The 18,807-nt window shown below is 36.9% G+C and carries 24 protein-coding genes and 2 other annotated features; of the genes, 7 read left to right on the top strand and 17 right to left on the bottom strand.

The window, feature by feature from the left end:
* Window positions 1-112: 112 nt before the first annotated feature.
* Together RUH74_RS07825 and RUH74_RS07830 are read left to right on the top strand one after the other, a co-directional pair.
* Window positions 113-442, top strand: a complete 330-nt coding sequence (locus tag RUH74_RS07825) for a hypothetical protein (protein WP_313799724.1) — start codon at window positions 113-115, stop codon at window positions 440-442.
* A 39-nt stretch (window positions 443-481) separates the two neighbouring features.
* Entirely contained in the window at window positions 482-718 is a 237-nt protein-coding gene (locus tag RUH74_RS07830; RefSeq protein ID WP_313799725.1) for a hypothetical protein, read from the top strand.
* Here RUH74_RS07830 and RUH74_RS07835 read toward each other — a convergent pair.
* Entirely contained in the window at window positions 704-1,255 is a 552-nt protein-coding gene (locus tag RUH74_RS07835; RefSeq protein WP_313799726.1) for a hypothetical protein, read from the bottom strand. The genes RUH74_RS07830 and RUH74_RS07835 overlap by 15 nt on opposite strands.
* Window positions 1,256-1,522: 267 nt before the next feature.
* Here RUH74_RS07835 and RUH74_RS07840 point away from each other — a divergent pair, with 267 nt between their 5' ends.
* The gene (locus RUH74_RS07840) at window positions 1,523-1,714 is read left to right on the top strand and encodes a hypothetical protein (RefSeq protein WP_313799727.1); all 192 of its coding nucleotides are present in this window, start codon (window positions 1,523-1,525) and stop codon (window positions 1,712-1,714) included.
* A 104-nt stretch (window positions 1,715-1,818) separates the two neighbouring features.
* Window positions 1,819-1,974: a hypothetical protein gene (locus RUH74_RS07845; RefSeq protein ID WP_313799728.1), complete on the top strand. Its 156-nt coding sequence runs from the start codon at window positions 1,819-1,821 to the stop codon at window positions 1,972-1,974.
* A 75-nt stretch (window positions 1,975-2,049) separates the two neighbouring features.
* On the opposite strand, the gene trpA is transcribed toward RUH74_RS07845, so the two are convergent.
* From trpA to RUH74_RS07885, 8 genes are all read right to left on the bottom strand, one after another.
* Window positions 2,050-2,817 carry a tryptophan synthase subunit alpha gene (gene trpA / locus RUH74_RS07850; RefSeq protein WP_313799729.1) on the bottom strand — a complete coding sequence of 256 codons (768 nt, stop codon included), beginning with the start codon at window positions 2,815-2,817 and terminating at the stop codon, window positions 2,050-2,052.
* Complete coding sequence (trpB, locus tag RUH74_RS07855; protein ID WP_313799730.1) at window positions 2,814-4,016, bottom strand: tryptophan synthase subunit beta; 1,203 nt, start codon at window positions 4,014-4,016, stop codon at window positions 2,814-2,816. Before trpB ends, trpA begins: the two co-directional genes overlap by 4 nt.
* Window positions 3,991-4,626 carry a phosphoribosylanthranilate isomerase gene (locus RUH74_RS07860; RefSeq protein WP_313799731.1) on the bottom strand — a complete coding sequence of 212 codons (636 nt, stop codon included), beginning with the start codon at window positions 4,624-4,626 and terminating at the stop codon, window positions 3,991-3,993. The genes trpB and RUH74_RS07860 overlap by 26 nt, the downstream gene beginning before the upstream one ends.
* The gene (gene trpC, locus RUH74_RS07865) at window positions 4,627-5,415 is read right to left on the bottom strand and encodes an indole-3-glycerol phosphate synthase TrpC (RefSeq protein ID WP_313799732.1); all 789 of its coding nucleotides are present in this window, start codon (window positions 5,413-5,415) and stop codon (window positions 4,627-4,629) included. It lies immediately after the preceding gene.
* Entirely contained in the window at window positions 5,416-6,441 is a 1,026-nt protein-coding gene (trpD, locus tag RUH74_RS07870; protein WP_313799733.1) for an anthranilate phosphoribosyltransferase, read from the bottom strand.
* Window positions 6,413-7,024, bottom strand: a complete 612-nt coding sequence (locus RUH74_RS07875; RefSeq protein WP_313799734.1) for an anthranilate synthase component II — start codon at window positions 7,022-7,024, stop codon at window positions 6,413-6,415. Before RUH74_RS07875 ends, trpD begins: the two co-directional genes overlap by 29 nt.
* Window positions 7,008-8,408, bottom strand: a complete 1,401-nt coding sequence (trpE, locus tag RUH74_RS07880; RefSeq protein WP_313799735.1) for an anthranilate synthase component I — start codon at window positions 8,406-8,408, stop codon at window positions 7,008-7,010. The genes RUH74_RS07875 and trpE overlap by 17 nt, the downstream gene beginning before the upstream one ends.
* Before the next feature lie 181 nt (window positions 8,409-8,589).
* Window positions 8,590-8,852: a binding site (T-box leader), on the bottom strand.
* Between the two features lie 38 nt (window positions 8,853-8,890).
* Window positions 8,891-9,138: a binding site (T-box leader), on the bottom strand.
* Window positions 9,139-9,200: 62 nt separating this feature from the next.
* Window positions 9,201-9,839: an MOSC domain-containing protein gene (locus RUH74_RS07885; protein WP_313799736.1), complete on the bottom strand. Its 639-nt coding sequence runs from the start codon at window positions 9,837-9,839 to the stop codon at window positions 9,201-9,203.
* Window positions 9,840-9,997: 158 nt separating this feature from the next.
* Between RUH74_RS07885 and bcbE the strand changes: the two genes are divergently transcribed.
* Window positions 9,998-11,254, top strand: coding sequence for a bacillibactin exporter BcbE (gene bcbE, locus RUH74_RS07890; RefSeq protein ID WP_313799737.1), 1,257 nt, complete (start codon window positions 9,998-10,000; stop codon window positions 11,252-11,254).
* Between the two features lie 36 nt (window positions 11,255-11,290).
* Here the strand turns inward: bcbE and RUH74_RS07895 are convergent, their stop codons facing one another.
* From RUH74_RS07895 to RUH74_RS07915, 5 genes are all read right to left on the bottom strand, one after another.
* Entirely contained in the window at window positions 11,291-12,088 is a 798-nt protein-coding gene (locus RUH74_RS07895) for a DUF2935 domain-containing protein (RefSeq protein ID WP_313799738.1), read from the bottom strand.
* A 128-nt stretch (window positions 12,089-12,216) separates the two neighbouring features.
* A complete protein-coding gene (locus RUH74_RS07900) occupies window positions 12,217-13,236 on the bottom strand; it encodes a polysaccharide deacetylase family protein (protein WP_313799739.1) in 1,020 nt (339 codons plus the stop codon).
* Between the two features lie 728 nt (window positions 13,237-13,964).
* On the bottom strand, window positions 13,965-14,561 hold the full coding sequence (locus RUH74_RS07905) for an AAA family ATPase (protein ID WP_313799740.1): 597 nt from the start codon (window positions 14,559-14,561) through the stop codon (window positions 13,965-13,967).
* A gap of 69 nt (window positions 14,562-14,630) precedes the next feature.
* Complete coding sequence (locus tag RUH74_RS07910; protein ID WP_313799741.1) at window positions 14,631-15,107, bottom strand: NUDIX hydrolase; 477 nt, start codon at window positions 15,105-15,107, stop codon at window positions 14,631-14,633.
* A gap of 73 nt (window positions 15,108-15,180) precedes the next feature.
* The gene (locus RUH74_RS07915; protein ID WP_313799742.1) at window positions 15,181-16,113 is read right to left on the bottom strand and encodes an MBL fold metallo-hydrolase; all 933 of its coding nucleotides are present in this window, start codon (window positions 16,111-16,113) and stop codon (window positions 15,181-15,183) included.
* Between the two features lie 95 nt (window positions 16,114-16,208).
* On the opposite strand from RUH74_RS07915, the gene RUH74_RS07920 reads away from it, so the two are divergent.
* Both RUH74_RS07920 and RUH74_RS07925 read left to right on the top strand, forming a co-directional pair.
* Window positions 16,209-16,397, top strand: coding sequence for a YvdQ family spore coat protein (locus tag RUH74_RS07920; RefSeq protein ID WP_313799743.1), 189 nt, complete (start codon window positions 16,209-16,211; stop codon window positions 16,395-16,397).
* A gap of 98 nt (window positions 16,398-16,495) precedes the next feature.
* Complete coding sequence (locus RUH74_RS07925) at window positions 16,496-16,924, top strand: YugN family protein (RefSeq protein ID WP_313799744.1); 429 nt, start codon at window positions 16,496-16,498, stop codon at window positions 16,922-16,924.
* A 114-nt stretch (window positions 16,925-17,038) separates the two neighbouring features.
* Here the strand turns inward: RUH74_RS07925 and RUH74_RS07930 are convergent, their stop codons facing one another.
* The 3 genes from RUH74_RS07930 to RUH74_RS07940 form a co-directional block, all read right to left on the bottom strand.
* Complete coding sequence (locus tag RUH74_RS07930; protein ID WP_313799745.1) at window positions 17,039-17,371, bottom strand: DUF378 domain-containing protein; 333 nt, start codon at window positions 17,369-17,371, stop codon at window positions 17,039-17,041.
* A 330-nt stretch (window positions 17,372-17,701) separates the two neighbouring features.
* Window positions 17,702-17,875: an asparagine synthase gene (locus RUH74_RS07935; protein WP_313799746.1), complete on the bottom strand. Its 174-nt coding sequence runs from the start codon at window positions 17,873-17,875 to the stop codon at window positions 17,702-17,704.
* Between the two features lie 104 nt (window positions 17,876-17,979).
* The gene (locus RUH74_RS07940; protein WP_313799816.1) at window positions 17,980-18,732 is read right to left on the bottom strand and encodes a YqcI/YcgG family protein; all 753 of its coding nucleotides are present in this window, start codon (window positions 18,730-18,732) and stop codon (window positions 17,980-17,982) included.
* Between the last annotated feature and the right edge of the window lie 75 nt (window positions 18,733-18,807).

The following is an 18,807-nucleotide window of genomic DNA, read 5'->3' on the forward strand; positions in this document are numbered from 1 at the left end:
TCTTAGGGGAAAAATCCCCTGATATTAAAAATTTGTAAAAACCAATTTTTAAATGAACATTCGAAACCTTTTGATTATTCATTCGTATCCTTAATTATTGGAGGGAATGGATATGAAGAAAAAACTGTTGAAATTTGTCATAACATTGATTGTAGAGATTGGGCTTACCATTCTGCTTGCTAAATTTTTTTCTGTGCGTTTCATTGAAATCATGTTTTTCACGGGGATTGCATTTTCTACCATTACTATCTGGTTTTCAAGCAGCGGTGGGGCAATGACAAGGCATATTGACAGTCAGACTAGTGCGATGACTGGAATTATGATAAACAGAGAGGAATTTAATTTACGACCTAACTATGTTGTCTTTGCTTCAATTACGTTTCTTGCAATCGGACTCATTTTCTTTGTATTATTAATAACAAATGTGATCCCTCCATCTTAGGTAGATTATGGAGTCAGACGTAATAAAGGAGTGTTTTTAATGACAAAATCAAAAGCGAAGAAAGTTCGTGAGAAGTTAATACGTGAAGGAAGAAGAAATCCAGAAGAGAATCGCAGTCCCTTTGTATTTGCTGATATGCGGACAAGAAAAACGAAAACGAAAAAAGATTTGCTCTATCAGAAAAAACAAAAGAACCATTCACCTTATAATGACATAAGTGATGGTTCTTTTTATTATATAAAGAAGATTATAATGGCAAAATCAGTTTACTTTTAATTGATTTTCTTTATAGGAAAAATATGATTGTAGATCCCCTTGATAAACTAGTTTTTTTGAAGATGCATGTTTTAAATCCTGAGGGGTAATCATACAAAGGTGTTTGTTTGTTTCTAAAAGCTTGCCTTCTTTTAAAATCGTTGCGACAAAATGAGAACAAAAATAAGCATGCTTACGTTTAATTCGTTTATTTAGAGCGACTGCCAATAAACCTAATAAATTATAGCGGTATTTTTGCTTATTTTCTTCAATTTCCTTAATTAAGCGAAGCATATTTTCATACTGTATGTCTGTTACCGAATAAACATACACTGCACATGTAGCATTTCGGAATAATTCCGAGCGCATATCTTCCTTTACAAACCCACCAATAAATGGGTTTTTCGGCCTCTTTCTGCCAAAGCTATATACTTCCGTTAAATCACAATCAAAGCCAATAGATGCATGATTATGACTCTCCTTTGTATATAACCTTATCATTCTAGTAAATAATGTCCCTGTATCGGTCAGCAGAAGATATACCTTCCTTTCTCCCATAAATCATCCTCCTGCAATCACTTATCACTCGTTCTATATGCTTTCATTAAATCAAAATCTAACAATCGCCATAAGAAGCTAGAGAACTATTATTCTCTAGGACTTGAGAAGTAGGGATGAATCTTCTATGACAAAATCATAACAAATTCTGTCCCACTATTCATATCCAATATTATACAAAAATTAAATAGAGTTGGGTATTAAAATGTAAAATCAAAGATTCTTTAGAATATACATGAAGAAAGCGAATGAAGGAAGGAGAAATTCATGACTTTTTGGATCCTATTGTTTGTTATTCCAATTTTTCTTATTGCGATGGTTGAGGAGCTGATTTATTTTTTTGTAAACAGAAGGGTCTTTGGGCCATCAAACTTAGAACTTTCTTTAACCAAACTGTTCAAGCAGATTGCTAAAAAGTTCAAAAAGGTCATTTACCCTAAATCGATCAAACAAGAATAAATCTATTTATTTAAGGGGCTCCACCTAGGATGCCAATTTCCACTGACTAACTCAACTAATATTGTGCATATTAATAATGTAATCATTTTGCAGGAGGTTTTACGATGAATAAGCAAGGACATTCTAATCCTGATCAGACTAGGGAACAAATCGAAAAACAAGATAAGCACAACGATCTCGAACTTGGTTCAGAGTTTCAAATTGGAAATAATTCTTCGCAAAGTCAGAAAAAAAGCGGAAAACAAGTGAATAAGAAATAACGTAAAAAATCCCCGTTTATTACAATGGGGATTTTCCCTTTATTTCTAGTATTATTCATTGTTTTATTGCCCTTACTATTTCGCTGCTCTTATAAGCCCTTCGATCGATGACAACTCATTTTTACTAAAAAACTCAACAATCTGACTGCCAACTATGACGCCATCACAATGTTGAGTCATTTCCTCAACATGCAATGGGGTTGAGATGCCAAACCCTGCAAATACTGGCAGAGTACTGACGCTTTTTATCCTTTTCAAATACTCCCCTACTTGGTTATCAAACTCCTGTCTTACCCCTGTAGTTCCATTGACCGTTACTGCATAAACAAATCCCTTTCCCTTTGATGAGATCTCTCTAATACGATCAAGTGGACTCGTTAATGTTACAAGTCTTATGATTTCAATGCCATATTTTTCTGTTAATGGTGCAATCAGCTCTTCTTCCTCAACAGGTAAATCAGGTAAAATAAGTCCATCAATCCCTGCGTTATAACTGTCTTCAATAAAATTTTCAATTCCATAAGCAATGATTGGGTTCATATAGGTCATAATAATTAGGGGAATATGAACAATCGGACGAACAGTTGCAATGGTTTGAATAACCGACTTCAGTGTAGTCCCTTCCTCTAATGACCTTATCCCTGCCGCTTGGATTACCGGTCCATCAGCAACCGGATCAGAAAATGGGATGCCAATTTCAATAGCCGTTACTCCTGCTTTTTCTAAGAAGGTTATTTGTTGCGGCAATGCATGTAACCCTCCATCTCCTGCCATGATATACGGGATAAACGCTTTCTCATTATTTTCTTTTACCCCTCTCATTACCTTTTCAATTCGATTCATTTTACGCTTCCTCCCGTTTTAGCTCTAACAGTATCCATATCTTTATCACCTCTGCCAGATAAGCAAACAACTATTCCTTCATCCTCATTCATTTTTTTTGCAAGCTTAAGTGCATAGGCAACAGCGTGGGCGCTTTCCAACGCAGGAATGATTCCTTCTAATTGGCTAAGAAGCTTGAAAGCCTCTATTGCTTCTTCATCTGTAATCGATTCATATTGGACACGGCCAATATCCTTTAAATAACTATGTTCAGGACCGACCCCAGGATAATCAAGCCCCGCTGAAATAGAGTGAGCTTCTAGAACTTGGCCATTCGTATCTTGCAGCAAATACATGAACGCTCCATGGAGGATACCTGGACTCCCTTTCGTCAATGATGCGGCATGTTTGTTCGTTTCTAACCCGAATCCTGCTGCTTCCACACCGTACATTCGAACACTATCATCGTTTATAAATGGATAAAACATCCCCATAGCATTGCTTCCGCCCCCAATACAAGCAACTACTGCATTAGGTAGCCTTCCTTCCTTTTCCATATACTGCTGTCTCGTTTCCATCCCAATTACACTTTGAAAATCACGGACAATCATTGGGTATGGATGAGGCCCCATTACGGATCCTAGAATATAATGAGTGTCCTCTACATTCGCAACCCAGTAGCGAAGCGCTTCATTAACAGCATCCTTTAAGGTGGCACTTCCTGAATCAACACTGATCACCTTTGCACCTAGAAGCTCCATTCGAAATACATTTAATTGCTGCCTTTTAATATCCTCTGCCCCCATAAAAATAATGCAATCTAGATTCAATAATGCGCATGCGGTTGCTGTAGCAACTCCGTGCTGGCCTGCACCTGTTTCTGCAACAACTTTTTTCTTCCCCATCCTGGAAGCTAAAAGAGCCTGACCCAAGGAATTATTGATTTTATGTGCGCCAGTATGATTTAAATCTTCACGCTTTAAGTATATTTTCGCCCCATTAGCCATTATCGATAGTCGTTCCGCAAAATATAACGGTGTTTCACGCCCCACGTACTCTTTCAAAATCCTCCTTAATTCAACCTTAAATGGCTCATCTTCTCTCGCTTTCTTATAAGCTTTCTCCAATTCGACTATCGCTTGCATTAACGTCTCAGGTACAAATTTCCCTCCATACATTCCATAGTGTCCGCGTTCATCTGGCAAGGTGTAAATCTTCATTTCTCTTCCTCCCCTTTACTTCATCTATAAATCGTTTGATTTTCTCCCTATTCTTTTTCCCGTCTAGTTCAACTCCACTGCTTACATCAACCATATAAGGGTGAATGATCCCAATGGCTTCTGCTACATTTTCAGCTGTTAGTCCTCCTGCCAAAATGACTTTTTTTCCTCTCACCTTTTGCTCAGCTGCTACACGCCAATCGAAAGCGGCGCCATTCCCGCCTCGGTATTTACCTTTCGGACTATCTAGCAATAGATACTCACATTCATATTCATCAGCTTTTAATAAATCTTGAGCTGAAACGATGCTTAATGCTTTTATGACTGGAATAGAAAAGCTAGCACAATCGGCAGGTGACTCGTCCCCATGGAGTTGAATAGCATTGAGTCCAGTTTCCTCAATAATACTCTCAATCGTTTCCTTTTGTTCATTCACAAAAACACCTATTTTCAAAAAACCTTCGGGCAGATAACGGATAATGTCCTTCGCGCGTTCAATAGTAATTTTTCTTTTACTTTCAGCAAACACAAAACCAAGAGCATCCGCACCATATTCAAATGCGGCTAATGCTGAATCAAGATCTGTAATCCCGCATATCTTTACCTTCATTTAATCCCCTCCAATATGAACGTGTTTCATCTCTTTAAATAACTCTTCAAGGTTATCCGCCTCCATAAATGCTCCGCCAACAAGAATGCCATTTGCCCCTGCAGCCGTCACCCGCTGCACATCTTCAAAAGATTTGATCCCGCTCTCACTAATTAGAAAAGCACCCTCTTTTCTAATGATGGGACCTAGCGTTTCAGTAATGGACAAATCGACTTTAAAGGATTTTAGATCTCTGTTATTTACACCTATTAACTTTGCACGAGACTTTAGGGCTATTTCCATCTCCGCTTCATTATGAACTTCCATTAATACTTCAAGTCCCTGCTCCATAGCAAAATGCGAGAGCTCAAGCAATCTCGATTGTTCTAATGCTGCCACTATTAATAGAATTAAATCCGCTCCAACCATTTTCGCCTTGCTAATTTGTACTTCATCGATAATAAAATCCTTGCAAAGAATCGGAACATCCACTGCTTCTCTACCTGCAGCCAAATCTGAAAAGCTTCCCTTAAAGAAAGGAGTGTCAGTTAATATAGAAATGGCAGCTGCACCGAAATGAACATAATTAAGAGCTTGATTTTGTACATTCATATTTACATTCATATCCCCTTTTGATGGGGATGCCCGTTTAAATTCAGCGATGATTGACAGATGCTCTTCTTTTTGAAGCCTTTTTATAAATGATCTTTTTTTATGCTGAACTGGTATTTGAACACCTGTCATATTCTCTTTTAATTTCACAATCTGCTTTCTTTTTTCTGCCAAAATCGCATCAAGAATCGATGTCATTTATATCACCTTCTTTTGATAAGATCTGCTTGCGGTAATCAGCTGCTGCAATTTATTTAGAGCAGATCCTGAATCAATACTTTCTCTTGCTAGTTCAATTCCCTTTTGAATTGTATCCGCCTTAGCAGCTGCGAAGATACCAAGCCCTGCATTGAGAAGAACGGTTTCCCTATACGGTCCTCTTTCACTTTTTAGCACTCTAAGAAGAATATCCGCATTTTCACTTGGATCCCCTCCTCTGATCGAATCATTTGAGTAACAGGATAGCCCAAATTCTTCTGGGACTAAGACTTTTTCCTTGATGCATCCATTTTCTAGGATAGCTAAATAATTCTCTCCCTGTAGAGAAGCCTCATCCATATAGCCCGCTCCATTTATGACAACCGCCCGTTGTCTGCCAAGCATTTTTAATACTTCTGCGAAAAGCACAACCATATCACGCCGATAAATACCAAGCAGTTGTGTTTCTAATTCAACTGGGTTTGTCAATGGGCCAATTAAATTAAAAATGGTTGGAATTCGCAAATCTTTTCGCACTTTCATGATTCGCTTTAATTCAGGATGGACATGTGGCGCAAATAAAAAGGCAATCCCTACCTTTTCTAAAATTTCCTCAGTCGTCTCTGGCGAAAAATTTAAGTCGATGCCTATATGCTCCAGTACATCTGCACTACCTGTTTTACTGGAAATGCTTCTGTTTCCATGTTTAGCCACTGGTATTCCTGCACCAGCAATGACAAAGGCGGAGGTCGTACTAATATTAAAGCTCTTCACTCCATCTCCTCCCGTTCCACAATTATCCATAATACTCGGTATTCTCTTGTTAAACTTTAGTGCTCTCTTTCTTAAAGCTGCTGCAACCCCAGCAATCTCTGCTGCCGTTTCTCCTTTCATTTTCAGTCCGATTAAAAAAGCAGCAATTTCACTGTCGGTTATTTCATTTGAAAAGAGGCTCTCTGAAGCAATTTTTATTTCTTCTGAGGATAAGGATTTCCCTTCAGATAGTTGCTGTAGAATTTCCTTCATCCTTCTTCTCCCTCCCAATATGTTTTAAGAAATTTCCAATTATTTTTTTGCCTAGTACCGTGCCAATTGATTCCGGATGAAATTGCAGGCCAAAAACGGGATATTTCTCATGCCTTATCGCCATAATTTCATTGTCTTCCATTGATCTTGCAAGCACTTTAAAGCTTCCAGGCAGTGTATCTGAAACGATCACTAATGAGTGGTAGCGCATCACATCAATCGGCTGTGGCATGTATTGAAATAAAGATGAGCCAGTATGTTTGAGTTTTGATATTTTTCCATGCTTAATTTCCTTCGCCCGATCAATGCTTGCTCCAAATACATGCCCGATCGCTTGATGCCCAAGGCAAATCCCTAGAATAGGTATTCTTTGGGAAAATACTTTAATTATATCCAGACAGATCCCTGCATTTTCGGGTCTTCCAGGCCCTGGAGAAAGGACAATAGCTTCGGGATTGAATTCAATAATGTCGTCTATTGTAATTTTGTCATTTCGAACAACTAGCACATCTTCTCCTAATTCACCTAAATACTGATACAGGTTATAAGTAAACGAGTCGTAATTATCAATTAGTAGTATCATATTGATCCTCCAAAAAAGCCCTTAATTTATAAATTGTCTCCTCATATTCCTTCTCCGGGATAGAATCATAGACAATTCCCGCTCCCGCTTGTATATAGGCATTGTCATCTTTAATGACCATTGTTCTAATGGCTAAAGCAAAATCTAAACTCCCGTTCGCAGAAAAATAACCAATCGCTCCCGCATAAAGTCCTCTTTTCACTTCTTCCAGTTCATTGATAATTTCCATGGCTCTGATTTTCGGTGCTCCAGAAACAGTTCCGGCTGGCAGACAGGAAGTCAATGCATCTATTGCTGAGAAGGATTTTTTTATTTTCCCGCTTATTTCAGATGCAAGGTGCATGACATGCTTGAATCGTTCAACCTTCATGTATGTCTCTATCTCTATCGAACCAAATTCACAAACACGTCCAAGATCATTTCTCCCAAGATCCACGAGCATGCGATGCTCAGCAAGTTCCTTCTCATCCCTAAGTAAATCTATTTCAAAATTTAGATCCTCACTATCCGTTTTCCCCCTTGGTTTCGTCCCTGCAATTGGATTAGCAGACACTTTGCTCTCATTCACTTTTATTAAACTTTCTGGCGACGAACCGGCAATTTGATAGGAGCCATAGTCGAGATAATACATATATGGAGATGGATTTTGCACCCGCAGCTTCCGATAGAAGGAGAAAGGGTCACCTTTTATTGCTGCTTGAAGCCGCTGGGAAAGAACTACTTGAAAAATATCACCTCTTTCAATGTACTCCTTCGCTTTTTTTACCTTCTCAACAAATTCTTCTTTTTTCATAGAGGGTATAAAAACAGATAATTCCGCTTGCTCTGTATCCTCACGTGCCGTTCCACAGATTATTTCATTTCTTCTCTTGGCAAGCTGAAGTTCGAGCTTTGATCTATCTGTCTCATTTGAAAGAGGTGTGGCTACTAAAAATACCTTCTGTTCAAAATGATCAAATACCACCACTTCTTCAAAAAACATAAGATGAACATCTGGAATACTCAATTCATCAATCGGGGATCGTCCAATTTGCTCATATTGTGCAATCGCATCATACCCAACATACCCAACCGCACCGCCAAAAAATGGAAATCTATCATGCTGCACGGTCTTTTTCTCCGGCAACACAGCTTTCAAAACTTCTAGTGGTTTATCTTTTATCGTTTCCTCTCCTTTAGCAGTGATAACTATTGTTCGATTACCGACACCCTTTAACTCCATAACTGGATCAGCACCGATGAAGGAGTATCTCCCGGAATCTTCATGCTTTAAAGAGCTTTCCAATAAAAATTTTTTCTTGCCGCTGATTCGCTGATAAATTAAAATTGGCGTTAACAAATCCCCTTCTAATTCTTTTACTACTATTGGCTTTGTCATTTCCATGAAATTTCCTCCTAACATTTTCAAAATTACGTTCAAAAGAATCAGCATGATGACTAGTAGGCAAATGTCGGACGACATGCCTATCTTGTTCCTTACGCCACAAAGTCCTGCTCCGTACGCTGATCAACCATTTACTTAGTAAACAAAAAAAGTCCTCTATACACACAAACTATTTGTGTGTATAGAGGACGATTTGCTGATTCGCGGTGCCACCTCATATTCGGAGCAAAATTATACTCCCTCAATCAAGTACGGATAAAATGCTAGCTAAAACATTTCCATCGATACCCTATCCCTTTAACGGTGGAATTCCGTGCCCCCCTACTGCCATTCAAGAAGCCTCTCGTAAGTCCATTCCAGTTGCTCTCCTCGTACCGGCTTACACCTCTCCCGGCTCTCTGTAACGATTCGAATCAATGTACTACTCTTACTCAGCGATTTCACTTATTAAGTTTTAAAAACACAAAAAGGGCTCCCCGTCATAAAAGGACGAGAAACCCGTGGTGCCACCTTCATTAGCTAAAAATTAGCTCACTTAACAAGCATCTAAAAAATATTTAAATGCCTGCCTCTTATAACGATGAGACTATTCGCCAAAGCCTACTTACTTTCACAAGGTTTCGGTTTGGGGCTCGGAAGTCCATTCACAAATACATCCACACTGATTTACACCAGCCATCAGCTCTCTTAAGTATCCGTATTTGTTACTCCTCTTCGTCAATGCCTTTAAATATATTGTCATTAATATTATTAAAATTTATACGAAGTGTCAAGAGTAATTTCAGAAATATTTCAACCCTTTAAAATCTTTAAAAATTTATCTCTCCATACTTCAGCGAGTTCCTCAACTTGTAAAAATTCTTTAATCGCATCGAAGTTTCTTCGATCATGAAACATTAATTGATTGCCTCTTAAAACTGAAAATTTCTCCTGTTTACGATCGATTAACGAAAGCTGTGAGCCATGAGTTACGAGTCCTTCTTGCAGTACTCGAAAGAAATAACCAGTATAACCCGTTTCAACCATTCGCCCAAGCAATGAATCTACCCGATTATGCTTTGAAATTGTAGAACAAGGAATCCGGCCTTGGGAAACCTGGATAATCGCGTCTCCTACGGAGAATGTGTCTCCAATATAAATCTCTTCTTCAAGCATATTCTTTACACAAATATTCTCACCAAATGCCGGTCTGCGAAATGTCAGGTTAAATTCCTTTTCCCATTGTAGATAATGTTCATACGGATAGAGACATACCGCTCTTTCGGGTCCGCCATGAAATTCACGATTGGCTACATAATCTCCTTTAAAACCATTTTTCGTCAATTGTACTTCTTCTATTCCTTTTTTTTCAATGGCAGAATTTTCTGTCTTCCCTCTCCAAACATGTAAATTCGGTCTGCCAACATTTAATGATAATAATTTCCTTTCCATTAAGATCACCTCTTTTTCCACACATTTTATCCTTTTCTTCCGTTAAAAGCGAGACATTAATTTCCATTTTAACACTTACCAAAAAATGTGTCTTTTACTTTTATGAAAGTAACCAATATTAATAGTAGGTTGATTATGTTCAAGGGAAGGAATCGCAAATGGAGCATGTTGAAAAGTTGCAGAGAAATGGAAAGAATTCAAAAAATGGGAAGAACGGAGGCGATGTTCCCAATAAAAAGGGAGCAATCCTGGCACTTGCATCAATCCCGCTAGTAATGACACTTGGAAATTCCATGCTTATTCCTGTTTTGCCAGCAATGGAGAAGCAATTACACATATCATCATTTCAAACAAGCTTAATTTTAACTGTTTATTCGATCGTTGCGATCCTTCTAATCCCTGTCGCTGGAATTATTTCTGACCATATTGGCAGAAAAAAGGTGATTGTTCCTAGCCTTCTTGTAGCAGGAATTGGGGGGCTTATTTCTGGCTGGGCAGCTTGGAAAATGAATGATGCTTACTGGCTGATATTAGTTGGGCGAGCAATACAAGGAATTGGGGCTGCAGGTGCCGCTCCTATTGTTATGCCTTTAGTTGGGGATATGTTTAAAAATGAAGATGAAATGAGTACATCCCTTGGAATTATTGAAACAGCGAATACATTTGGAAAGGTATTAAGTCCAATACTTGGATCATTGTTAGCTGGATTTATTTGGTTCTTGCCATTCTTTTCATTCCCAGCTTTTTGTTTGATTTCAATTATACTAATGATCTTCCTAGTAAAAACAGCAAGTATGGAATTCGAACCAGTCCCTTTCAAACAATTTTTTGCTAACATTAAGGAGACATTTAAAAATAATGGAAGATGGCTATATGCTATTTTTATTATTGGTGCCATCTTGATGTTTGTTCTTTTTGGTGTACTGTTTTATTTGTCAGATATATTAGAGAAAACGTACGATATCAAACATGTGAAAAAGGGTTTTTTCCTTGCTATCCCGCTTGGTGCTTTATGCACAGCATCTTTTATAACAGGAAAGTTAATCAAGGAAAATAAAATATTTATGAAATGGCTTATTTTTGGCGGCTCCGTGCTTACTGCCATTTCAATAGCCATTCTTAGTTTTTCAAATAGTTTGTGGTACATGATTATCCTTTTTCTTTTCGGAGGAGTAGGGATCGGAATTTGCCTTCCATGCCTAGATACATTAATTACTGAAGGAATTGATAAACAGGAACGAGGGACGATTACCTCTATTTATAGCTCAATGAGATTTGTGGGGGTAGCGGCTGGCCCTCCTGCAATCGCGGTCTTGATGAAGCATGCAGAAAAATCGCTATTTTATATTTTGAGCATACTAGCACTTGTGGCAGCAATTGCTACATTTAAAGCAATTAAACCAGATAAAGAATAACCGCAGTAGGAAGACTATTGCGGTTATATTTGTTTTTTATTCCTTTAATCTTGGCTTTCCTGGATCACAGCTTGGTGCTTCCAATTGTGTTGATTCTGCCAACTTCATTAAATAATAGCATTCTTCTCTATACATATGATCAGCCATTAATGGAGCAAATGTACCTAATGCTTCTTTGCTTAGCTCCAGCTCTTCAATTTCATTAAGGAAATTCATAAATAATTTAATTTCCGCTGAGACTTTATTATTAAAGCGGTCAAGTGCTGGAAAAGAGGTTATGCCAGTACGAAGGAATCCTGCCATTTCTATAGCTTTAAGATAAAAAGCCTCAAACTCTTTTGTATAGCCATCACTAACCTTTTTTATTTTCTTCTCTACTCTATCTATATTATCGGAGATCGCTCCCGAATGACCAGCCGCATCTAATAACCAGACTAAGTGATGGTGTAATTCATGAAAGACTGGTGGCACCTCTCCTTTTTTCAAATACTTTAATAGTAATACGTATTCTTCTAATTCATTTGCCATATGATTAAGAAAGGTTGGACCAAGGTGGATAGTAACTTTCCCCACAAGATGCCTCTCTATAATATTCAATTTATATTCTCTAAGTTTTAATGCTTCCTCTTCTGCCTTAACACTAAGCTCAATTAAATCATCTACTTCAACCCTGCCTAGTAGCTGATCGAATGTTTGGATAAAATAATTTGCTGTATCAATAAGCGCTGTTTCATGAGGTGCTAAAGAATCATGCAAAAATCGGGCATGATCACCAAGGACTTGAAGCCAAAACCTATGTTCAAATTTAGCAGCTTGTTTATAGCTATCAGCCAACTTTCACTCCCCCTTTTTAAATCTACTCATAACAGCTTATCGTTTTTTTTATTTTTTATGACATGAATCTAAAACGCACTGCAGCAGTACAAAAAACCGGCATCACAATAGATGCCGGAAACTCTTATTTAAAAATTATAGGCTGATAGCTTTTCATTTAGTACGTCCATTTCATAGCCATGAGACTGTAAATACTTTAATAGATCTGGCAAATGCTCGGCTGTTGATTTGCGATCATGGAGCAGAATAACAATCGGGCTGCTCTTATATCGATAATTCTCCATCTGTTGAATGACATCTCCGACAAACTCACCATTTTTATACTTCCAATCGTGGCTGTCTATTGTCCAATCCCATAATTGAAATCCCGCAGCTTGAACAGCTTCTTTATAAGATGGCTTCATATATGGAGCAGATCCGTATGGTGTACGAATTAAATGCGTTAACTCTCCAGTAAGGTTTAACAAAGTTTCCTGTCCTTGATTCATTTCATCAACTACCGTTTGTTCCGAACGGTATATTTTTGAAACGTCATGGGATACTCCATGAAGAGCTGGGACATGCCCTTCATTAATGATTTGATTTAATTCATCTGGATATTTCTTCATATTTGGTTCAAGCATAAAAAATGTGGCCTTCATGCCAAATGAATGGAGGGTTTCTAAAATACTAGTCGTATAGGCTGACGGTCCATCATCAAAGGTGAGATAAACTTTATGAAGGTTTACATCCTGATTAGCATGCTCCTTTGTCTTCCCTTCATTGCTAGCATTCTCTGACTCTACCTGATTATTATTCTCTTCTTTTTCATTGGTAACAACTTCTTCTTTGTCATTTTTGTTCGGAACATTATCTTCCTGAGTTCCTTTGTCTTGTTCACTTACTGTCTCTTTTTGCTTCAATTGAAGCAAGCGGTAATAATGATACATGGAGCCGTTCATTTCATCAACTTGGTTAAAATTCCTCTTAGACATTAAAGAGTACATCATATTAATTGGCTGTTTGAAACTGGATACAGCCAATGCTTCATTGTTGCTTCCTGGTTGAAAAATCATTGCTACTAAAGCTATACATACTAAAGCCGAAATGATTACTTTTTCCTTAGTCTTAATTAATTTTCTACTTCTTCCTGCCCTTGTTCTTCTCACGAAAATTCACCTTTCCATTTCTTGTTAATCTTAGAAGCAATCATACACAATAAAGACATCTTTACTGTCAACCAGGTTGTTTTTTAAAATTCCTTGTTGATTATCACTCCTTCTCATTTTAGATGACTTATTTAATTTTTGTTTTTTGTGTAGTTATAAATTAGACGTTACATTTGTAAAAAAAGTTGTCATATTTCTATGTTATTTTACAAAACTATTAAAATTTCGCTACAAATCTACTCTATTAACTCTACATAATATTTACAGCGTTTTCAATTCCTTATGGCAAATTGGGGTGATTTTTTTCACAGTTTTTTTGATGCTATGAATGGAATAAGATAAGAAGTAGTGGGGATGCTAGAGGATTAATCTAACAAAGTGCAAGAATTATGTAAAAATTATGAAATTAACATAAAGTCGTTGCTAATTAATAGTTTGTATGCTAGAATCACATTTAACGACATATAGTATATATATTACACTTCATATACTATATGTCGTTTTATTTCACGAATTTCACTCGATCTATAGTCTCTTTTTTCTTATCCGCTTCATTAAGAAGCGGACTTTTTTGAATTTATAATTTGCGACCATAAAATCTTTGACTATTCACGAGTTAAAAAATAATGACTCATTGATTATTTGAATTGAAGACATTTTTACACTGTTCAATTCGACAATGTTATCGGATAAAGACAACAGTGAACCAACATGGATCATTCATCTGTTTATTTAAATATACTCAGTTCATTTGCCTTCACACTTAGTCTATCAACCATTTTTCTAAATTTCGTCCGATTGTCTGGCTGCAATGCGATACCGCAGCTTTTAGCAATCGTTTCTACAACTTCTCCAATTGACATTGTATCGGTATGGATGTGTTTTTTGAACAGATCCGCTGATAAACTACTCATCCGCTTTTCCATTTGTTGATAAGCCCATGAATTTTTACCTTCTAGCCTTTTTTTCAGTCGTTTTTGTATTGTAGATTTTGAAGCTGCAAGTGTAAAATGTTTCACTTCTACATTATTCTTTTTGAGCTTTCCCACAATTTCCTGGAAATACGTTTCATTTGTTAGTGTCATTGGTACGATAATAATTCCATTAAATTCATCAGACAATTGCTTGAGTAAAGTATAATTTGCCTCACGCCATAAAGGATAGTCCTGAAAATCATCTTTTGCTATATTTTTCGGTACATTCCTCATAAATACATACCCAAATCTCTCTGGATCATACACAAATGAATTCTCAACTCTCCCATGCAATTCATAAGCAGTTGTTGTTTTTCCTGAACCAAAAGTGCCATTAATCCAAATAATCATAAAAATCATTCCTTTATGTTTCAATATAATTCAATTTTAACAAGTTATGATTAGATCCCCCACAAAGAGTTATAAGGAGTCCTGCCTAAAAATAAGATGTTTTGGTGTTAAAGGAAGCTGTTTAAGAGATGTCCTTAAAAATTCAGGAAATAACGGGAGTTGCTTAAGCTCAGTTATTGGAACCCATCTATAAATCAGCCTGTTCCCTTCTTCACCATGAAAAGTTTCAGTTGTAAAATGAGATGAGGCAGTAGCCGATGAAATACTATAATAAAAACCAAGTTCATGAAAATGCTTGCTATTGTATTCAAAAAAATTCTCTGTCACCCAAAGGAGCCTATTTATCTTCACATCAAAACCAAGTTCCTCTTTCATCTCTCTTATAATACATGACTGAGAATTTTCCAAAATTTCTACTCTGCCGCCTGGTAAAGCCCAATGATTATCACTTACTTGCTTATGTATTAGCACATGTCCAGTCTCTATCATGACTCCTGCAGCTCTAACGTTAAAAACAGCATTGTTTAAATGAAAGGTAGCGTCCATCATTTTATCTCCCAGTTATGAATGTTATAGCCCGTTTTTATCTTTATTTTCTATGTTTAATTTTTATTTGCCCCTATTCAGCATCCATCCATAACGTACCGCCAATATCAAGCACACGAAGCTGTTCCTTGCTCATTTTTAACCGTTCCCACTCTTTATATAATCGTTCTAGCGCCTCTGGTCCCGTATCATCAGCTAAACGAAAGGCTCCATAATGCATGGGAATAAATGTGGAGGCATTTAATTCCCTAAATGCTTTAACTGCATCTTCTGGATTAATATGAGAGTTCTTCATGAACCACTCTGGTTCGTATGCTCCAATTGGCATCAGCACATAATTAATAGAATGAAACCTTCCAGAAATTTCCTTAAAACCACAAAAATAACCTGTATCACCCACAAAATAGATTGATTGTCCAGATGATTCTTCTTCAATTATCCACCCTCCCCAATGAGAAGAGTTTGTATCAAACAAGCTGCGCCGTGTCCAGTGTTGAGCAGGAACAAAGGTTATTTTAAGATTATGATTGGCAAATGAATCCCACCAGTTAGCCTCAATCGTATTGTTATAGCCCCTTTTAGCAAAAAGCCTTTTTAACCCATGTGGGACATAAAAGGCAGGATTTCCTTTTAAGCGCCGAATCGAGCGAAAATCCAAATGATCATAATGTCCATGTGAGATGAAAACAATATCAATTTCCGGCAGTTCTTCCATTGCAATTCCGGGATTTGTCAGGCGCTTATCAGTGCCCTGCCTTTTTGCCCAGACAGGATCAGTTAATATATTTTTCCCATCTAACTGGATGAGAAAAGTAGAATGACCTATCCAAGTTATACTTGCCTTGTCACGATTGAGTTGTAGCGCCTCAATTTCTTTGTTTTCTGCCTGTGGAATCTGAATCGTTAAATTCTTAACTTTAGAGCGGCGTTCTTTTCGCCATTGGGATAATGCCTTAAATGAATGATTATTCTCCACTCGGTCCAAGTTTTCGTAGCGTTTTCTCACGTTCATTTCCTCACTAATTAGAATAGTTCCACACTTTCTATGATAGCAAAAAATTGCCAGCTATCCTATCCACAGCATTTGCTAGCTGAAAATGGATGAATTTTCTTAATGAAATGTACGACACGGTTGCTCCTTATTCCGAGAAATTAATGTTTAATCATATTGTCGCACTGATTTCGGCTGCTATAGGTTATTTGGGTGCTGGAGTGTCTGTTTCGAAAAAGAGAGACTTACTTTTGGAATATACTCGTTTGATGGCCGAGAAAAATAGAAATATGAAGTGAATTTCTACTATTCGGTCTAATAGTTAGCCATGATCGGTATTTTATTCATCATTTAGTACAAAATAGTAAAAACCATTTTAACAGGAGTGAATAAAAAAGTGATTCAATTACAATCGGAAATTGAAGGAAAAAGAGCTTATTTTGGCATTGTAAAAGACTTATTTGACCTAAACGGTTGCAGTTTCTGCAGTAATTTTGATTACCATCAAGGGAAATTTGATGCAGTGTTATGGCGCGAGGGCGGTGAAACGATTTATTTGAGAGTTCCTATAAATGTTCTCGAGGGGGCATTGGATCATTCTAATGCTTATATTGAATTTGGAACCCCCTATGTGATTAAGCATGTTGTTAATATTGGACTAGATTATGATGAACACTCATTGCTTACAGGCACGACGGGGCTCACTCAATTTCAAGAACCAATAGATAAAGATGGGTACATACGAGATAAAAGCAAATGGGAATTGGCGGGAGAACAAAAAATTAACCAAATTTTAAATTCGATTGATACACTGTTAAGCTCATAACAGGCTGTCTTTTTAAGTTATCATGTGACCACTAATGGAAAAATAGATCATACGATTAGGATAATCAATTACAAAAAAAAATCGAGTACTAAATTACTCGATTTTTTCTTGCCTTTATGTTAGCTCTTGTCGATCCTTGTCATTTCTTGCCGATATATCTCTTACATCTGTTATATCTGATTCTTCACCAAACTCAGTCCCGTAATTGACTTTTCCATATCCTTGATTGGTTGGTTCCACTGTCTCTCTCTCTTCCCACACTTTAAAAAGAAGAGTCAGGCAAAGGATACCACTTAGTCCAACAAGGCTATAGATAATTCTTGATAAAGCTGCGTCTTGTCCTCCAAATATAGCGGCAACCAAATCAAAATTAAAAAATCCAATTAAACCCCAATTGAGTGCTCCAATAATTGTTAGGGCTAATGCAAATCGCTGAATGGTTCTCATTAACATTTCATCTCCTATTCATAGCATGTTATGAATTACACTTTGTTATTAAGTGAATCTTACCCACCCATTTAAGATTCATTACTATCGTTTGTATTCATTGCACGTTTCATACAAATAAGTTTTGACATTCCCTCTCACTATAGAAAGTACTACTGAATAGTAAGAGGCTGGGACAAAACTAAGTTATCCATTTCTAAATCCGAATAATATACTTTACTAAACACGTGAAAAATAATAAAAACCGAACTACACTGAAGCTCTAAAAGAGAGTTTCAAATAATAGTTCGGTTTTTCCATTTACTGAAAACCTTTTGTCCCATTCTCTTCTTAACGTCGATGTTCGACTAGATCAATAACCCCTAATACTACATGCGCTAAGCCAAATCCAAAAATTGTATTGGCAATCATTTTATTTGAATTACGCTGTTGCTTTATTGCATATCCCGCTGCAGTAACAGCAGACCCTAATGCAGTCGGAATTATGCCTTCACGAATATTCATGGCTATTTCCCTCCACATTACCGGTAGTGGTGTATCACACCAATCTTATTTTTACCATAGCAAGTGGAAATATACTGACTTACTCATTTTTAAAACTGGGGAAGCTATTCTTTATTATCTGTATAAAAAAATGAATAAGGACATTGGGGTGGAGTTGAAAGATCATCACTAAGGAAATACTGTTTCCATTCAAAATTCTCGTTGCTTCCATATAAATTTAAATCAGGATGGATTCCTACATTATCATAATTTACTATTCGGTTTCGAATATTTTTTCGTATCTTATTGGCATAGTTAATCGTTAAATTAAATTCTTCCAATACCCAACGTGGGGTAATGGCAAATATAAAATATCGAAAATGCCTGCTTTTTCTATTTTTGTGGGAAGGGGTTGCACAATACATAAAGTACTGCTCCCCTCCAAAGCAGTATTCCCAAACATGATGTTCTGGATTTCGCGGGATATGACTCGGCCATTCTATTTCGTCTAATGTACTTATCTCACGTAATAAAGTCCAAAATAACAGGCGATAGTCTTCTATTGTATATTTTCTAATTAAATCTTCTGGTGTATTGAAAATAGCAATTAACGATGTATAGTGACCAAAGCTTTTAGATTTTTGACCATAATTCTTAAGCAATCCGGCTAATTCAGCTGGGGTTTCTTTAAGCCTAGGGTCATCTAAAAAGACATATCTAAAATGATTTAGTTTAAAACCTATAGTAGCTGGGATACATGGAAAGGGATCATTGATATCGGATAGTTTTTCTTTAAAACAATTAAATGCTTCATACTGCCATTTCTTTTCTAATATACAGGGAACACTTTCAATTTGTTTTCCATCCAGAAGTTGCATTAGCACCTCAGCCTCCTCCCCTCCATAATATTAACTAAGATACCTAAGAGTGTTTAATTAAAGTGGAAAATAATT

The organism is Cytobacillus sp. (assembly GCF_032154635.1).
In the GTDB taxonomy this organism is placed as follows: Bacteria; Bacillota; Bacilli; order Bacillales; family Cytobacillaceae; genus Cytobacillus.

Excerpts from the sequence above, each read along its gene's own strand:
- RUH74_RS07875 (WP_313799734.1), bottom strand. The coding sequence starts at position 7,024 with ATGATACTACTAATTGATAATTACGACTCGTTTACTTATAACCTGTAT.
- trpA (WP_313799729.1), bottom strand. The coding sequence starts at position 2,817 with ATGAATCGAATTGAAAAGGTAATGAGAGGGGTAAAAGAAAATAATGAG.
- RUH74_RS07930 (WP_313799745.1), bottom strand. The coding sequence starts at position 17,371 with ATGAGAACCATTCAGCGATTTGCATTAGCCCTAACAATTATTGGAGCA.
- RUH74_RS07885 (WP_313799736.1), bottom strand. The coding sequence starts at position 9,839 with ATGGAAAGGAAATTATTATCATTAAATGTTGGCAGACCGAATTTACAT.
- bcbE (WP_313799737.1), top strand. The coding sequence starts at position 9,998 with ATGGAGCATGTTGAAAAGTTGCAGAGAAATGGAAAGAATTCAAAAAAT.
- RUH74_RS07830 (WP_313799725.1), top strand. The coding sequence starts at position 482 with ATGACAAAATCAAAAGCGAAGAAAGTTCGTGAGAAGTTAATACGTGAA.
- RUH74_RS07905 (WP_313799740.1), bottom strand. The coding sequence starts at position 14,561 with ATGATTATTTGGATTAATGGCACTTTTGGTTCAGGAAAAACAACAACT.
- RUH74_RS07935 (WP_313799746.1), bottom strand. The coding sequence starts at position 17,875 with ATGAATATTCGTGAAGGCATAATTCCGACTGCATTAGGGTCTGCTGTT.
- RUH74_RS07840 (WP_313799727.1), top strand. The coding sequence starts at position 1,523 with ATGACTTTTTGGATCCTATTGTTTGTTATTCCAATTTTTCTTATTGCG.
- trpC (WP_313799732.1), bottom strand. The coding sequence starts at position 5,415 with ATGACATCGATTCTTGATGCGATTTTGGCAGAAAAAAGAAAGCAGATT.
- RUH74_RS07920 (WP_313799743.1), top strand. The coding sequence starts at position 16,209 with ATGAATTTTCTTAATGAAATGTACGACACGGTTGCTCCTTATTCCGAG.
- RUH74_RS07860 (WP_313799731.1), bottom strand. The coding sequence starts at position 4,626 with ATGAAGGTAAAGATATGCGGGATTACAGATCTTGATTCAGCATTAGCC.
- trpB (WP_313799730.1), bottom strand. The coding sequence starts at position 4,016 with ATGAAGATTTACACCTTGCCAGATGAACGCGGACACTATGGAATGTAT.
- trpE (WP_313799735.1), bottom strand. The coding sequence starts at position 8,408 with ATGGAAATGACAAAGCCAATAGTAGTAAAAGAATTAGAAGGGGATTTG.
- trpD (WP_313799733.1), bottom strand. The coding sequence starts at position 6,441 with ATGAAGGAAATTCTACAGCAACTATCTGAAGGGAAATCCTTATCCTCA.
- RUH74_RS07845 (WP_313799728.1), top strand. The coding sequence starts at position 1,819 with ATGAATAAGCAAGGACATTCTAATCCTGATCAGACTAGGGAACAAATC.
- RUH74_RS07835 (WP_313799726.1), bottom strand. The coding sequence starts at position 1,255 with ATGGGAGAAAGGAAGGTATATCTTCTGCTGACCGATACAGGGACATTA.
- RUH74_RS07910 (WP_313799741.1), bottom strand. The coding sequence starts at position 15,107 with ATGGACGCTACCTTTCATTTAAACAATGCTGTTTTTAACGTTAGAGCT.
- RUH74_RS07825 (WP_313799724.1), top strand. The coding sequence starts at position 113 with ATGAAGAAAAAACTGTTGAAATTTGTCATAACATTGATTGTAGAGATT.
- RUH74_RS07940 (WP_313799816.1), bottom strand. The coding sequence starts at position 18,732 with ATGCAACTTCTGGATGGAAAACAAATTGAAAGTGTTCCCTGTATATTA.